Origin of the sequence: Pseudoalteromonas sp. 2CM32C, assembly GCF_023161925.1 — a bacterium.
GTDB lineage: Bacteria > Pseudomonadota > Gammaproteobacteria > Enterobacterales > Alteromonadaceae > Pseudoalteromonas > Pseudoalteromonas marina.
In genome coordinates this window covers 373,539-387,689 of record NZ_JALNTI010000001.1, presented here as the reverse complement: position 1 = coordinate 387,689, position 14,151 = coordinate 373,539, and the positions used below count along the sequence as shown (strand labels likewise).

General features: G+C 38.8%; 18 protein-coding genes. 10 read left to right on the top strand and 8 right to left on the bottom strand.

Annotation, left to right across the window (positions count from 1 at the left end; all coding sequences use genetic code 11):
• Positions 1-23: 23 nt before the first annotated feature.
• The gene (locus tag MTF67_RS01825; RefSeq protein WP_039036466.1) at positions 24-257 is read right to left on the bottom strand and encodes a cag pathogenicity island protein Cag25; all 234 of its coding nucleotides are present in this window, start codon (positions 255-257) and stop codon (positions 24-26) included.
• 309 nt (positions 258-566) lie between these two features.
• On the opposite strand from MTF67_RS01825, the gene MTF67_RS01820 reads away from it, so the two are divergent.
• The 4 genes from MTF67_RS01820 to MTF67_RS01805 are packed head-to-tail and all read left to right on the top strand — an operon-like array spanning position 567 to position 4,413.
• Positions 567-2,024: a HAMP domain-containing sensor histidine kinase gene (locus MTF67_RS01820; protein ID WP_248518549.1), complete on the top strand. Its 1,458-nt coding sequence runs from the start codon at positions 567-569 to the stop codon at positions 2,022-2,024.
• A 2-nt stretch (positions 2,025-2,026) separates the two neighbouring features.
• Positions 2,027-2,542, top strand: a complete 516-nt coding sequence (locus MTF67_RS01815) for a hypothetical protein (protein WP_039036468.1) — start codon at positions 2,027-2,029, stop codon at positions 2,540-2,542.
• Positions 2,543-2,544: 2 nt separating this feature from the next.
• On the top strand, positions 2,545-3,894 hold the full coding sequence (locus MTF67_RS01810; RefSeq protein ID WP_039036469.1) for a sigma 54-interacting transcriptional regulator: 1,350 nt from the start codon (positions 2,545-2,547) through the stop codon (positions 3,892-3,894).
• Positions 3,895-3,912: 18 nt separating this feature from the next.
• Positions 3,913-4,413, top strand: a complete 501-nt coding sequence (locus MTF67_RS01805) for a DUF1543 domain-containing protein (protein ID WP_006791892.1) — start codon at positions 3,913-3,915, stop codon at positions 4,411-4,413.
• 43 nt (positions 4,414-4,456) lie between these two features.
• Here MTF67_RS01805 and MTF67_RS01800 read toward each other — a convergent pair whose 3' ends face one another.
• Positions 4,457-4,684: a hypothetical protein gene (locus MTF67_RS01800; RefSeq protein ID WP_039036470.1), complete on the bottom strand. Its 228-nt coding sequence runs from the start codon at positions 4,682-4,684 to the stop codon at positions 4,457-4,459.
• A gap of 124 nt (positions 4,685-4,808) precedes the next feature.
• Here MTF67_RS01800 and MTF67_RS01795 point away from each other — a divergent pair, with 124 nt between their 5' ends.
• Positions 4,809-6,062 (top strand): multifunctional CCA addition/repair protein, encoded by a 1,254-nt coding sequence (locus tag MTF67_RS01795; RefSeq protein WP_008130981.1) that lies wholly within the window; start codon positions 4,809-4,811, stop codon positions 6,060-6,062.
• Positions 6,063-6,072: 10 nt separating this feature from the next.
• Here the strand turns inward: MTF67_RS01795 and MTF67_RS01790 are convergent, their stop codons facing one another.
• A complete protein-coding gene (locus tag MTF67_RS01790) occupies positions 6,073-6,237 on the bottom strand; it encodes a hypothetical protein (RefSeq protein WP_168371043.1) in 165 nt (54 codons plus the stop codon).
• Positions 6,238-6,554: 317 nt separating this feature from the next.
• Between MTF67_RS01790 and MTF67_RS01785 the strand changes: the two genes are divergently transcribed.
• From MTF67_RS01785 to MTF67_RS01770, 4 genes are all read left to right on the top strand, one after another.
• Positions 6,555-6,920 carry a hypothetical protein gene (locus MTF67_RS01785; protein WP_021032388.1) on the top strand — a complete coding sequence of 122 codons (366 nt, stop codon included), beginning with the start codon at positions 6,555-6,557 and terminating at the stop codon, positions 6,918-6,920.
• A gap of 553 nt (positions 6,921-7,473) precedes the next feature.
• Positions 7,474-7,881, top strand: a complete 408-nt coding sequence (locus MTF67_RS01780) for a hypothetical protein (RefSeq protein WP_021032389.1) — start codon at positions 7,474-7,476, stop codon at positions 7,879-7,881.
• Between the two features lie 569 nt (positions 7,882-8,450).
• The gene (locus tag MTF67_RS01775) at positions 8,451-8,846 is read left to right on the top strand and encodes a hypothetical protein (protein ID WP_248518548.1); all 396 of its coding nucleotides are present in this window, start codon (positions 8,451-8,453) and stop codon (positions 8,844-8,846) included.
• Between the two features lie 79 nt (positions 8,847-8,925).
• A complete protein-coding gene (locus MTF67_RS01770; protein ID WP_248518547.1) occupies positions 8,926-9,147 on the top strand; it encodes a hypothetical protein in 222 nt (73 codons plus the stop codon).
• 392 nt (positions 9,148-9,539) lie between these two features.
• Here the strand turns inward: MTF67_RS01770 and MTF67_RS01765 are convergent, their stop codons facing one another.
• Both MTF67_RS01765 and MTF67_RS01760 read right to left on the bottom strand, forming a co-directional pair.
• Positions 9,540-9,743: a helix-turn-helix transcriptional regulator gene (locus tag MTF67_RS01765; protein WP_008130424.1), complete on the bottom strand. Its 204-nt coding sequence runs from the start codon at positions 9,741-9,743 to the stop codon at positions 9,540-9,542.
• Positions 9,736-10,218, bottom strand: coding sequence for a hypothetical protein (locus tag MTF67_RS01760; protein ID WP_248518546.1), 483 nt, complete (start codon positions 10,216-10,218; stop codon positions 9,736-9,738). Before MTF67_RS01760 ends, MTF67_RS01765 begins: the two co-directional genes overlap by 8 nt.
• Positions 10,219-10,607: 389 nt before the next feature.
• Between MTF67_RS01760 and MTF67_RS01755 the strand changes: the two genes are divergently transcribed.
• A complete protein-coding gene (locus tag MTF67_RS01755) occupies positions 10,608-11,015 on the top strand; it encodes a hypothetical protein (RefSeq protein ID WP_033025552.1) in 408 nt (135 codons plus the stop codon).
• 37 nt (positions 11,016-11,052) lie between these two features.
• Here MTF67_RS01755 and MTF67_RS01750 read toward each other — a convergent pair whose 3' ends face one another.
• Genes MTF67_RS01750 through pdsR form a run of 3 tightly spaced genes read right to left on the bottom strand, consistent with a single transcriptional unit; the run spans position 11,053 to position 14,072 of the window.
• Positions 11,053-11,247 (bottom strand): hypothetical protein, encoded by a 195-nt coding sequence (locus tag MTF67_RS01750; protein WP_248518545.1) that lies wholly within the window; start codon positions 11,245-11,247, stop codon positions 11,053-11,055.
• Positions 11,248-13,383 (bottom strand): proteobacterial dedicated sortase system histidine kinase, encoded by a 2,136-nt coding sequence (gene pdsS, locus MTF67_RS01745; RefSeq protein WP_248518544.1) that lies wholly within the window; start codon positions 13,381-13,383, stop codon positions 11,248-11,250. It abuts the gene before it with no gap.
• Positions 13,383-14,072 (bottom strand): proteobacterial dedicated sortase system response regulator, encoded by a 690-nt coding sequence (gene pdsR, locus MTF67_RS01740; RefSeq protein ID WP_248518543.1) that lies wholly within the window; start codon positions 14,070-14,072, stop codon positions 13,383-13,385. The genes pdsS and pdsR overlap by 1 nt, the downstream gene beginning before the upstream one ends.
• Between the last annotated feature and the right edge of the window lie 79 nt (positions 14,073-14,151).

The following is a 14,151-nucleotide window of genomic DNA, read 5'->3' as shown; positions in this document are numbered from 1 at the left end:
ATTTCATTCCTTTTGAAGTTGAATTATTGAATAAATTTACTAAATTCATTTAGCGACAGTTGGCCACTTTGGTCTGTGTCTATTTGTGCAAAGTTTTCTTTAAGCACAGCATCCATTTGGGCCTCGGCTTCGCTTAACAAGCCGTTATTATCCTTATCTAGCGCATCAAACGTAGCCTCAACGTCCATAGCATATGCGTCTGTATTAACTAAACCTAATGCAAGTAATGTTGAAAAAACCAAAGCTTTTGCTCTCATGAGTATTTCCTTATTAAATTCATTTGTCATACCTACTAACAAAAAGGGTGCCATGTTTTATTTTTGTTTATTTTCAATGATTTACGTTTTATTGCTTAAAAGGGGAGGTAAAAGTTACACTTTATGTGTGTAATTTTGTATGAGTACAGCAACAGAGTTTGAGGTGTTTTTTATGATGTTAACTAAATCAATAGGTTGCAATGTTGCTATTTAGCAACACTATAGCGAGTGAATATTAATATGGTTCAGCATGTGTATAGGCGGTATTGATAATAATAGGCGAGTTATTTACTGATAGAGTTTTCTGCAATGGTTGCAACGTTTACTAAACATTACAATGCAATGCTTAATTGGCGCCCTAATTTAATAGGGCAGTTTGCGTTAAGTATGCTGCTGTCGTTATTGCCACTGTCTATTGTGGTCATTGTGTTTTTAAATGCGTTAAACAAGCAGCTAGCAACCACTCAACAAATTGTAAGTAATAATTATCAGCTTACAAAATCGTTCGCTAGCTTAAAGCAAGACCTTAACAGTCTTGAGCGCGCAACAAGACAAAACTGGGTATTAAAAAGTGATTCGCTCGACACCCTCATAGTTGATAAATGGCAATCTTCAGTACAAAGCATAAACGACCTTAAACACATTAATACAAACCCAGATTACACACGCCAATGGGCACAGCTATTAAATGTTTTACAAACAGCACACCAGCAACTTGTTGAACAAAAAAAGCAAGATGCAGCGCTATTTGTACCTGTAAGCGAGTTAATTACAGCGCTAACAGTGTGGCTTAAAAATAAAAACGAAGCGCAAATAACCCTTAATCAAAACGAGCTAGCTAGCCTACAAACGTCGTTTATAAATTGGCTGGTGGCACTTATTCCACTTACTTTATTTGTTGGTGGTGGATTTTTATGGCGTATAAGTGGGCGCTTAAAGGGATTAACTAGGGTTATTGATAAGTTAGGGCAAGGGGATTGGCAGCAAAAAATAGCAGTAAAAGGCTCGTCAGAGTTAGTCGAACTTGGAGAAAAACTACAGTGGGTACAAACTCAGCTGCATATGCTTGAGCAACAAAAAGATACGTTTTTACGCCACGTAACACACGAGCTTAAAACACCGCTTGCTTCTATGGTTGAAGGAACCGATTTACTAACAGATGAAATTGTTGGCCCCATTAATGACGAACAAAAAGCAGTGCTTTCCCTTATAACTCAATCTATGGTGCGCCTTCGCATGATGATAGACAGCCTACTGAGTTATAACGCTATTAGAGCAACGATAAACAGCTCAAGCGAGGTTAATATTGATCATTTAATTAAAAAAATTAATGGCCATTTTGAGCATCGTCTAACGGCTCGAAAGCAACGTATTCAATGGCAAAACTCTGTTTCAAGCACTGTTCTTGCGCTTCCTAATGAACTAATAGAAATGATGCTAATTCAGTTAATTTCAAACAGCTTAAAATTTTCTGATGATAACCAAGGTGTGACTGTAAAATTAAAATGCGAGCAACATCAGCTGTGTTTGGTAGTGGCCGATAATGGCTGTGGCATTAAAGAGCACGAAATAAACCATATTTTTAGTGCGTTTTATCAAGGTAAACATGACCAAAGTATTACCTTACAAGGCAGTGGTTTGGGCCTAACAATTGTAAAAGAGACGGTTGAGCAGCTACAAGGCACATTAAGTGTTGAGAAAAATAAACCACACGGTTGCCGTTTTTTAATAAAAATACCAATCAGTAAAAGTTTAGGAGTTAATTAACAATGCGCATACTCACTATTTTATGTGTGCTTGCAGGTAGCCTAATTGTATCGGGTTGTGAGCTTAATAATGGCACGCAAGCGCAGGGCGGTAATAAAACATCAAATACTAAAAACGTATCTCCTAGCCCCAAGCCAATGCCTAAATTAGCCCCCATTTATCCTTCATCTGAGCGGGTTATAGCGCTTCATGCAAATCAATGTGGTGGGTTTACATTGCCACCAACAAAGCGGTCATTTAAAGGTGAAAATGAGCTAAAAGCATTTTTTAAATTTATGTGCTTAAAAGTAAGTACCGACCCAAATACAGTAATGACAAAGTTACTCAAACTCGACCTAGCCTATTTTTGGCCTGATGATATAAAGCAGTATTTATGGCTGCAAAAACAGCAGATTACCTTACAAATAAATGCTCACAAAGAGCAACAAGCACTTAATAACCAAATGCAGAAAACCCTGTCGTCGCTGGCAGATATAGAGCAGCAGCTATTACTTCGCGAAGATACCAAGGAGCAGTAACCATGGCCACAAATAGTCCGCACAAAGCAAAAGTGTTATTAGTTGATGACGATGCAAGTTTATTAAAGTTGCTTGCTATTCGTATTGAATCAAAAGGCTATCAAGTAACAACTTGTGAAAGTGGCTTAGCAGCGCTACAAATTTTAAAAAGTCACGTGTTTGATGCCGTCATTACCGACTTACGAATGGATGAAATGGACGGCATGGCGCTGCATCGTCAACTGCAAAGCCGATACCCTGCATTACCAGTAATTATGATGACAGCGCATGGCTCTATTCCCGATGCGGTTGAAGCCACTAAACAAGGCATTTTTGCCTTCATTACTAAACCGGTCGATAAAGACGAGCTATTTGATAGCCTTGCAAATGCAATAGACATTCACGGTGTAAATACCGATGAAGCCCCATCAAAAGGTAATATAGTAACGCGCAGTGGTGCCATGTTGCACTTGCTTGAACAAGTTAAGTTACTTGGGCCTACTCACGTTAATGTGCTTATTTCGGGTGCCAGTGGAACGGGTAAGGAGTTATTAGCGCAGGCTATTCATCAGCATAGCCAAGTAAGTAACGGGCCCTTTGTGGCTATAAATTGTGGTGCTGTACCAGGGGAGCTTTTAGAGTCTGAATTATTTGGCCATAAAAAAGGCGCGTTTACTGGTGCCGTAAAAGATCATCAAGGTTTATTTCAGCAAGCGCAGGGCGGTACACTATTTTTAGATGAAATTGGCGATATGCCCCTTAACTTACAAGTAAAGTTACTGCGTGTACTGCAAGAAAAAACCATCCGCCCAGTGGGTTTTCAAGAGGAGATCTCAATTGATGTGCGTATTGTATCGGCAACTCACAAAAACTTACCTGAAGCCATTAAAAACCAGCAGTTTAGAGAAGATTTGTACTACCGCCTAAATGTGGTTAATTTAAAATTACCACCACTGTGTGAACGCCGTGAAGACATAAGCCTACTAGCCCAATACTTTAGCGCAAGTATCGCTAAACGAATGAACCAAAATGAAAAACATTTTGCCAATGATGCTATGCACGCATTGGTACGTTATGATTGGCCGGGAAATATTCGTCAGTTACAAAATGTTGTTGAACAAGTGGTAGCCTTAACACCCGGTGAGGTTATTTCAGCGCATTTAGTCTTAGCAGCACTCGATAGCAACGAAAAAAGTGTAGAGCCACTCTCATTAAACGACGCTAAAAAAGAGTTTGAACGTGATTACGTTATTAATACGCTAAAAATGGCAGGCGGCAACGTAGCAGAAGGCGCCAAGCTTGCTAAGCGTAATCGTTCAGACTTTTATAAACTCATTAAAAAACATAATATTGACGTTGATACTTTGGCGTAAAAAATTAAAGGAATCCTCATGCAGTTATTTATGGTGTATTTAGGCGGGCGAATTCAAGGCTGCCACATAGAAATGCACGACATTCGCTTTGTAGTTGGGCAAAACATAGAGCAAACCTACACCAAATTAAAAAGCCAATGGGTTGGCGACAAAAACAGCGTACACATGGATAGTTTTATGGCTGTTAACAATATTGATGGCTACAAAGTAGAAGTGGTAGAGGGTTATGTTGAACAAAATAAACAGCTTTATTTTGTAAACTTAGGCGCTTACAGAAGCGACTCAATGGCAGAGCAACACGACTTTGCATTATATGTAGCAAGCAGCAGTGAAGAGGCAAAGCAGCGTGCTAAACATGATTTATTAGCAGGCCTGAGCCATATTCATAAAGACGACTTACACGACGTAGACGACTGCTTTGCAATTGATTTACTCGACAGCCAATTAACAATAAAACTTAGCCCAAGTGGGCTTTCACAACCTATAAAACCGGATTGGTTTGGTTACCATGTTTTATAAGTTAAGTAATCTGAACACTGAATAATAAAGCTATCTTAAGCCGCTATTTTTCTTGCTCGTTTTGCTCATTTTTTTCACTGTTTGATGCCAGCTTAAAAGCCACAATAACTAAGCCAAACATAGCAAACGGCAAGGCTGCTAACATATACTCAACCATGTTGCTGTCTTGAAAGTTAGCTTGCAATAAAAAGTGCCCCGCCACACACATAACAATAACGACAAGTAAAATTGGCAGCAGCATGAGCTCTTTTTTTGATGAATGATTTTTCATTGAATAACAGCTTAAACAAAAAATGATGCGCTATTGTAATGAGCTTGCATATGCTTGGCAAACCACAACGCTTTTAATGATATGATAGCTATAAATGAAGTTTGTAAATTAGTGTGGAAACAACGTGGAAAGTAGCTTAAAAAACGTTTACCTAGTCGGTGGAGCAGTACGCGATAAACTGCTAAACATTGCATCAAAAGATAACGATTATGTGGTTATTGGCGAAACGCCCAGTACCATGGAGTCGCTTGGCTTTTTACCAATAGGTAGCGACTTTCCTGTTTATTTGCACCCAAAAACAAAAGAAGAATACGCACTAGGTCGTACCGAACGAAAAAGCGGCAAAGGTTATACCGGTTTTGTGGTTGACGCCAGCCCAAGCGTAACACTTGAAGAAGACCTAGCAAGGCGCGACTTAACCATAAACTCTATGGCGCTTGACGAAAACGGTAAAATTATTGACCCCTTTAATGGTCAACACGATTTACAAAATAAAATACTGCGCCACACCACACACGCTTTTGTAGAAGATCCTGTACGAGTGCTGCGTATTGCACGGTTTTTAGCGCGTTATGGCAGCGATTGGCAAATCCATCCCAGCACTTATGCGTTAATGCGAGAGCTTAAAAATAAAGGCGAGCTTAACCACTTAGTGCCTGAACGGGTATGGTTAGAAACCGAAAAAGCGCTTGGCGAAAAACACCCTGAGCTTTACTTTCAAGCATTAGATGGGCTGGGCATTTTTCCTGAAATAGAACAAATGAAAAACGTACCACAACCTGCCAATCATCACCCTGAAGGCGATGTATTTGTGCATACAATGTTGGTACTCAGGCGTGCAGCCGACTTAAATTTTAATTTAGAAACCCGCTTTGCTGCGCTTACCCACGATTTTGGTAAAGCCCTTAGCTATAAAATACGCGGCAATTTACGCGGTCACGAACGCGAAGGTGTAGCGGTGGTAGAGTCATTTTGTAATCGTTTAAAAGTGCCTAATCGTTTTCGTGATATTGGCGTACTGACCAGCGATAATCACACTTTATGCCATACGATTGATCAGCTTAGGCCGCAAACTATTCATAAATTAATTGTCACTAATTTAAATGGTTTGGTGCACCCTGAGCGCTTTTTAGCATTTACTCAAGCCTGCCAATGTGACGCGCAAGGCCGCGGAGAAACACTGGTTAATAAGCCTTACCCGCAGGCAATTAAGTTGCGTGCCATTCATAGTAAATTACAGCAAATGGATAAAAAGCACATAGTGCAAGAGGCGCTTAAAAGTGGCAAAAAAGGCCCCGAAATAGGCGAGGCAGTAAAGCTGGCAGAAATAAACTGTATCAAAGCGTTTTTAAGTGATGAGCCAAGTACAACAAGCTAACTAGTGTAAATTAAGTCAAGTATTGAGATACGCCTTGCACCTCAAGGCGCGGTACTTTTTGAAGGTCGTTTATTTGCGTATGCTGTGGTTTATTTGCCTCTGGCTCAGCGTTTTTATCAGATTTATATAAACTAAAAATAAAGTCGAGCTCTTCTCGTTCAAGTGATGGGGTCACGGCAAATCCTACTGCTTAATGCGTTAATATAGCCCCAGAGTATGTGAACGCGACTGAATTAAAAGTGAATAGTTACAAAGGAAGGTGACTGTTTATTTCCTCACTGTTTATTAGCACATTACTTTTCTTTCTAATATTACTGATCTTTACCATTTTGGAGTATTTCTACATTTAGAATATTTAAATGCTACATAACTATTTGTTTACATGCGCTTATTAGCTGGCTACATTGGATTGATTGTAATATTTGGACATATACCGGTTTATAAAGCTACACATGTCGGATACAAAGTTGTTATGTTTTCATGGAGCCCGTAGTGAGTTCAAGTAACTGGGATAGTGCTGTAATAAAAAGTATTGGCTATGTTGGTATAGGAATCGCCGTTTGGTTTTTATTCAATGGACTGGCACCTTCATCACTTGATGATATTTATGGACTTGCCGTTACTTTTTTACTTTATATTAGTGTTTACCTACTAATTTCTATCGTTGGTTGGTTAGTTGTTGGCTTTCCTGTTCACTGGTTTGTAAAAAAGTACACTAACGGCTCTTATGCTTTTTATATCGCAATACCACTAATAGTTGTTGTTGGTGGCTTGTTTAACAACACTCCTCAAATATTAGGTTTGGCGGCATTATTTCAAGCCTTTTTGTTTAGGTATTATCTGAACAAAAAAACATAACAAGGGTTTTCAAGTCGGACAAATTACAGTTGGCTTTTGTTCGTACCTCACTTATTTTAGCCAACAACAATTTGCCGCTTAAAACGGCGTTAGGTATTCAGGGAAGGTTCGAGTTTGTTTAATCTATTAAAATTTATAAGCATCGTTTTACAATGCTTTTTACTCTTATCATTATTTAACTTCTTTTCAGGTTTATATTCCGCATTCCTAGAATTATCTACAAACGATCCTAAATTGTTAGCAGGTCATATATCGACAGGTATAGTGCTTTCTCTTATCCAAATAATTCCTGCTTTAATCGGTCTAATTATCAGTGTTTGGTTATTGAACAAAAACCATAGCTCCAAGTTGTTTGTTATTTATTGCAAATACTTCGCGTATATATGGCTTTTATTTATTCCTATTGGTACATTCTTAGGTGTTAAGCAACTAAAAAGGTTAAAGAATACCTAACAAGGCATTAAAGCAGGAAAATTTACAGTTGGCTGTTTTCACTGCGTTCAACATTTTAGCCAACTACAAATTTCCTCTTAATGAAGCGTTAGGAGTACCAATGAGACCGTGTATATTTCTAGCTTTGTGCATTGCTTCGTTGAATGTATTCGCAATAGATAAGAGTCAATATACACCTGAACAATTGTTTGTGATTGGCACTGAATTATTTAAAGAAGAAAGAAAAGAATTTAACCCTAAATTGGGGCTAGAATTCATACTTGAATCGGCGAAATTCAAATATGAACATGCTCCTTTCGGGTTGTGTGTTTCCCTATCAACTACAAAAGAAATTTTGGATTTAAAAGAAGCTTATTCGTGGTGCTACGTCGCTGAAAAAATTGGCAACAAATATTCGAAAATGGCAGCGGAAAGAAGTAAGGAAATATTAGGTAAAATCCTTTTGGATGATGGTGTTGAAGCGGTTACTGAAGCAAAAGAGTTAGGAAAATTAAAGTACAGTCAATAAGGTACACCTAACAAACGCATTAAAAATGGACGTCTAACAGTTGGCTGGCGCTCATTCTTCGCTAAGTTTAGCCAACTGTTATCCGCCACTTATGCGGGCTGTTATGTACAAAGGATAGCTGTGAGAATAATTCTAGTTTTATTAACTCTTTTATTAAGCTCTTGTTCGTTAACCCGTTACACTGAGTTCGCATAATTAAGAGCTAGGAGCGATTTTTTCGATTCTCGAAAAGGAGTTTTTAAACGCTCACTTTGCTTCGTAAACCAAGAGAATGTAGAAGTTGCTTTACTCTTTACAAAAAGTGAAAAGCAGAAACTTTTTCGCTTTGCCAAACAAGACATACGCGATGGCAATGCTGGTTTAATCGATCTAGAAAAAATATGTGTTAGCAGTTATCCATATGAAATTAAGTATGGTGACAGTAAGGGTGAAATCAAAACAACTTGTTTTTCATCTTTACAAGATGATGAAGCTCAATTATTAAATTTTGTGTACGCCATTGAAGCAAACAACCACGCCAACACATTGCGTGTTAGGCAAGCGTTATGTAACTAAGTAAGAGGTAGCAAATGAGCAAAGAGGTTATAGGGAAGTACATTGCAATTTTAGGCTTATTGCTTTTTTGGGCATTTCCATTGGGAGTGGCAGATGCGTTTTACCCTATGTATTCATCATTTCAAGATATAAGCCTTTTTGGAACAAATGAACCTAAAATAAATTCAGAAGAAATATCAATGTTAGAATCTATGGTGGTCGGTTTTGGTATATTTATGTTGGGGCTTATGTTTTTATTAGTTTCCGTTATAGGCCTAAATTACCGAACTAATTGGCTGTTTTGGACTTTGTTAACTTATTCAATTTTATTACTTTTTTTAATTCCTGTTGGTACATTTTTGGGATTACTAGGGTTGATAATGTTAAGTTTAAATAGGAAAAAGTTCGGGTCAGATGTCCACGTTACATAACAAATGGATTAAGACGGACGTAATACAAGAGCGGTATTTAGCCCATTATCAAGGTATTACAGTAAGAGGAGTACTTACAATGGATCGCCAATCACGTAAATTTAAAATTTTTGCTGCAATAATTACCATCCCACTATTTGCGGTATTTTTATTTGGTTACAGCTTTATTATCTTTATGTATGCTGATGGGTTAAGCAACATTGAGCACTACTTCTTACTTGGTTTAGGTTTTATTGGTATTCTTTTGTGGGCAAAAATGTCCGTGAATATGATTAAAGACATAAGATTGATTAAAGTGTAATTTACATAAAAATATATCAGTCTTAATTATGCTAGGAAGCACGTGTATTTCTTTTACCGCTTTATTCAGTGCGGTCAATTCTAAATCAATAAAAATTCAGTTTACTTTGTTTGCCTATGTGGTTATTGAACGAGTTGTATAAGGCAAAAACATTTAGGTGCGCTACATAGTAATCTCATAGTGTGATTCCATCTCAGTTAGGTCCATTGTTAGAGTAATATCGTAGAACCTAAAACTTACTTGAAGTAAATCTATAGCTGCATCTTCGCATTATTAAATATGCCCAACATTTGTTGGGCTTATGATGCACAGGCCTATTATATTAAAAGCGCCTGATTTGTTGCTATTAGTTTTTGCTTAATGCATTTTCATCGGCTCTTGAGTCAGAATGTTTACCTCAAGGTAAATACTTGCTCAACAGAAACAGAAAAATGAGCCGCTATTTTTAGTGCAATAACCACCGACGGTGTAAAACGCCCGGTTTCTACTGTGCTAATGGTTTTTCTAGAAACGCCTATGGCATCTGCCAACTCTTGCTGAGATATTTTATGTTGTAACCGAAGTTTGTGAATATGATTATCTAAATCTTCATTCATAAAGCTCTTCCTTGCCAAGTTTCCACAAAATCAATGCGCCATGTGTAGCAGCTGCTAAGCAAAGCAATATTTGAAGTGCATCTGTGGGATTGAAAGGGGCTATTAATTCCACAAACCACTTACTGTCGCCACTATAAGCGAGAAATGCTCCGCCAATTACCATAATATGACAAGTAGCGCGAAGGCTGAGCGAACTAACATAATCCACATACTCGTCGTTAAATTTATATGTCCAGAAACCAAGTTTTGATATGTGCTTAGCAAACTTCATCGATTTAGTACCTAACACAAGAAAATAGATAAAACTCGCAAATAAAGTTAAATCTACTAGTAAATATATAACTGAATTGGTTTTGCTGATTACTGTTGAAAGCAGCTCTGCTAACAAGAAAAACGCTAGAGCAATACTGGCTTTTCCAGTAATTGTTAAATATTGCTGTTCTTGTTCTGGTAGTACTGAAATCGATTTTGCCATTTGTTGTATATCCCTTTTTAGTGGCGACCCAATAATGTCGCGTTTTGTTTACTCCACTTAAGGTTTCATGTGATACCTAAATACACCATATGTAACCCTTAGGTATCAATGATACCCAAAGGTTACATAAAGGCAACCTTTTTTTTATTCTTTAATTCGCGTTAAGTGAGTACTGAGCCTGTACTAATCTAATACTTGGATAAAAATGAGAAAGAAAACTTAAAAAAAAGTGAGAAAATAAATTAAAAATATAATTTAAAAACAATGCTTTACTTTGTTTTTGCTAAATTTAATTAACAAGTTGAACCAAAGTAGGAACTCAGATATGGTTGTTTTATTAATAAAAATAAATTTAAACGAGTTAACCTAAAAGGGGCCTATAGTTACCTATGATCGAGAGCGCGGAGGAATTTAAAAGATTAAGAGAAAGCAATATTCCAGAGGAGTATTGTCGCGCTGCTCATGAAGGAGCCGACATTCAAGTATGGAAATGTGTGCTAGAAAAATACCCAGATATGGCATTTTGGGTGGCACAAAATAAGGCTGTTCCAATCGAAGTTCTCGAAGTGTTATCAAAGCACCCTGATCCAAAAGTTAGAGATATGGTTGCAAGAAAAAGAAAAATAACAGAATCTTTAATGCTAGCCTTTGCGACTGACAGTGACCCGTCAGTAAGAAACGCACTGGTAAATAATGGCAAGGTTACCGAGCGAGTTTTAAAAATATTAGTTAATGATTCGTGGCAAACCGTAAGTGAGCGTGCAGCTGAAAAACTACTAGCTCTAACAAAGTCATAATTTTTAGCGGGGTTAACAAGGAAGGTATGCGTTCAATTCAATTTTTAGGTTTATTGACATCAATAGTGTCATTTTTGTGTTTGTTTTGGGCTTTAGCTCCGCTTTCGCCTGACAGTAGCGCTTCAGTAGAAGGTGCTATTGGCTTGTTTTTAATGTTTGGTGTAGCACCACTTTTTTGTTTTTCAGCCTTGTTGTTAATTCCTTCATCTATCGCACTTAAAAGTTCATTCAACTAATTTGCTAACGGCAAACTTACTCTAAAAGTGACCCCATTATTTTGTGTATTATTTTGCGCAGTTACACTGCCTTTATGGTAATCGCACACCAGCCTTACAATATAAAGGCCTAATCCTAAATGCGGTTGCTGCTGCATGTGCTGGCTGCGCACAGACACCATAGAGTCAAATATGTGCTCGCTTAACCCTTCGGGTAATAATGGGCCTGTGTTACTTACGCTAAGAACTGCTTGTGTATCTTTGCTTTGTAACGTTACGTTAATTGCGGTATTAGCTTGGCTAAACTCTAGTGCATTATTAATGAGCTTATCAAGCAGCTGCGCTATAAACTCAGGTGCGCCTTGCATAGGTAATGAATTTGGGCATATATCAAGCGTAAATAATTGCTTAGGGTAAGTGAGTAAATACCCTTGCATGCAGCCGTTAATAACAGAGCGTAGGTCAAATGGCTCGGGGTCATTACTTTGAATACTTTGCTCAAGGCGAGTAGCCTCACTCATGGTGGTAATTATTTTACCTAAGCGCTCTACGCCTTCACTGGCGCGATCGAGATATTTTTGGCTAAGCTCGGTTTGCTCCAAACTTTGTAAGTTTTCAAGAGAAGAACGCACTACCGCAACCGGCGTACGTAGTTCGTGAGATAAACGCGACGACATATTTTCTAAATAGTCGGTATAGCCGCCCAATCGGCTCACAATATTTGCAAAGCTACGCGACAGGTCGCCAATTTCATCATTAGAATCACTGTAACTAATACTGCCAGTAACACGCCCTTGTGCATCTATTGCTTGCTCTGCGGTATCGCGAAGGCGCCTAATACGGCTCGATATTCGTGATGCAAAAAAGAATAAAGTCACGGTACCAATCAGCATAACGGCTAAAATAACGTTAAATAACTTTTCGAGCGATTTATTACGAAGCGTACGTACACCATTTGTAGTTTCTTCTGCTATTACTGCACCAATGACTTTGTCTTCAATCCAAATAGGGTAGGCGGCAGATAAAATAACGGCTTTGCTATCGGGGGTGAGCCGCCAAGACGATGCAGGTTGGCCTTTTAATGCATTAGCTAAATGACTGCCTTGCATAGATGCTACGTCGTGTAGGGTATCTATAAATTCGTTTTCAGGTCGGGTTAAAATTTTATAATAAAGTGGGTGCAAATAGGTTTGCTCAAAGCGTTGCCAGGCATTTTTTGGTGGCTGATTTTTAAGACCATCGGCCCATACTCCATCAGCGTTTTGAATCGTGCCCGATTGCGCAAGTACGCGGTGATGATTGTCTACAACCCATATGCGGCTGCCACTGTGGCCCATTCCTTTTAAAATGCGGCTAATTTCTGGTGAAGGCACAAGCACGGAGCCTAAATCGCTTGGGTTATTTAAATTAGAGGTCGACATAACGTTAGCGTTAGGTAGCTCGCTTAAGCTATCGGTATCTACAATAGCAAAGCCCAGTTTGTTTCCTAGCATGGCTAACGGAAAGCGCAGTTCAACGGTGTAGCCTGTTTGGGTGCGTTTAAAATAGCCCTGAATTTTTGTAAATGGTGCTTTGGTGTCTGCATTAAATGCATTAACCCAGCCGTCTTGCCTTGGGGCGATGATATAGGTATTAAATTGGCCACCAGGGGCTTTTAAACCAATTTTTAAATGGTCGTTATTAGTAATGCTTAAGCTGTTTTTAGCACGATAAATAAGTGTGTTGTCGGTAACATTAAAAACGGCATATAAGTAGTTATCAAATTTACCTACCATGTGGTCGAACGATAAATCGCTGGCTTGGTGATCTTTATTAGTTTTTTGTAAATAGCGTTTATCGTAATGCCAAAATAACGGTTTGTAGGGTTCCCAGTCGGTTAGTTTGCCGTCGAGCTGAATAGGGTTTTTCAAGTTATAGGCGTATAAATCGCGGCCTTTTATTACTTGGTCTAAAAAGTTGGTTTGCTCGTCAAATAAAGCAGGGCGTTCGTGCAGAGCAGTGGCAAGTGCACGCGTTGTGCCTACGAGTGTTTTTTCTTGGCCTTGGCGTAAAAACTTTTCCATTTCCCATACGTACTCGTAGCCTAGCCACGGCAGTAAAAATAAAAAACAAGAAAGCACAATAAACTTACTACGTAGGCCAAATCTAAGCATTAATGCTGCTCCCACCTATAACCCATACCATACACGGTATCGATACAATCAAATTGTGAGTCGAGGGCTATAAACTTTTTACGAATGCGTTTTACATGAGAGGTGATGGTGCTGTCGTCCACATATATTTTTGCATCGCTCATTAAATCGTTACGGCTTTTTACATGGCCCGGACGCTGCGCCAGCGAATGCAGCATCCAAAATTCGGTCACGGTTAAATCCACTAATTGCTGTTGCCAAAAAACCTGCATGCGCTGTGTGTCGAGCGTTAACTGCCCGCGTGTTATAAGTGCATTGGCATCGGCGGGGTGTTCAAGGGCTTCCATTCTGCGAAATAATGCGCCTATCCGTGCTGCTAAATGTGCCAAGCTAATGTCTTTTGTTAAGTAGTCGTCAGCGCCCATACGTAGGCCGCAAACCGTGTCTATTTCGCTATCGCGTGCGGTTAAAAAAATAATAGGGAGCGTTTTAGATAAGCTACGCAGGGTTTGGCATAGTAAAAAGCCGCCATCAATTTCATGGCCAAGGCCTATATCAACGATGGCTAAATCGGGGAGTGCGTCTTTAAATGCACTTTCTGCCGTTATGCGGTCGCTGTAACCACTCACTTGGTAGCCTTGTGCGCCTAACATTTCCATGTAGTTTTCGCGAATGGCGGTTTCATCTTCAATGATGGCTATTTTTTTCATTCTACACACCCTTATTTATTTTAAAACGCACTATATCGAAGTTTTTCAGCTATGTACGGTTAAAAAGGCAATTGCCATT

Bases quoted from the DNA above. Each gene is read 5' to 3' on its own strand.
- MTF67_RS01825 (WP_039036466.1), bottom strand. From the start codon at position 257: ATGAGAGCAAAAGCTTTGGTTTTTTCAACATTACTTGCATTAGGTTTA.
- MTF67_RS01820 (WP_248518549.1), top strand. From the start codon at position 567: ATGGTTGCAACGTTTACTAAACATTACAATGCAATGCTTAATTGGCGC.
- MTF67_RS01815 (WP_039036468.1), top strand. From the start codon at position 2,027: ATGCGCATACTCACTATTTTATGTGTGCTTGCAGGTAGCCTAATTGTA.
- MTF67_RS01810 (WP_039036469.1), top strand. From the start codon at position 2,545: ATGGCCACAAATAGTCCGCACAAAGCAAAAGTGTTATTAGTTGATGAC.
- MTF67_RS01805 (WP_006791892.1), top strand. From the start codon at position 3,913: ATGCAGTTATTTATGGTGTATTTAGGCGGGCGAATTCAAGGCTGCCAC.
- MTF67_RS01800 (WP_039036470.1), bottom strand. From the start codon at position 4,684: ATGAAAAATCATTCATCAAAAAAAGAGCTCATGCTGCTGCCAATTTTA.
- MTF67_RS01780 (WP_021032389.1), top strand. From the start codon at position 7,474: ATGAGACCGTGTATATTTCTAGCTTTGTGCATTGCTTCGTTGAATGTA.
- MTF67_RS01775 (WP_248518548.1), top strand. From the start codon at position 8,451: ATGAGCAAAGAGGTTATAGGGAAGTACATTGCAATTTTAGGCTTATTG.
- MTF67_RS01770 (WP_248518547.1), top strand. From the start codon at position 8,926: ATGGATCGCCAATCACGTAAATTTAAAATTTTTGCTGCAATAATTACC.
- MTF67_RS01765 (WP_008130424.1), bottom strand. From the start codon at position 9,743: ATGAATGAAGATTTAGATAATCATATTCACAAACTTCGGTTACAACAT.
- MTF67_RS01760 (WP_248518546.1), bottom strand. From the start codon at position 10,218: ATGGCAAAATCGATTTCAGTACTACCAGAACAAGAACAGCAATATTTA.
- MTF67_RS01755 (WP_033025552.1), top strand. From the start codon at position 10,608: ATGATCGAGAGCGCGGAGGAATTTAAAAGATTAAGAGAAAGCAATATT.
- pdsS (WP_248518544.1), bottom strand. From the start codon at position 13,383: ATGCTTAGATTTGGCCTACGTAGTAAGTTTATTGTGCTTTCTTGTTTT.
- pdsR (WP_248518543.1), bottom strand. From the start codon at position 14,072: ATGAAAAAAATAGCCATCATTGAAGATGAAACCGCCATTCGCGAAAAC.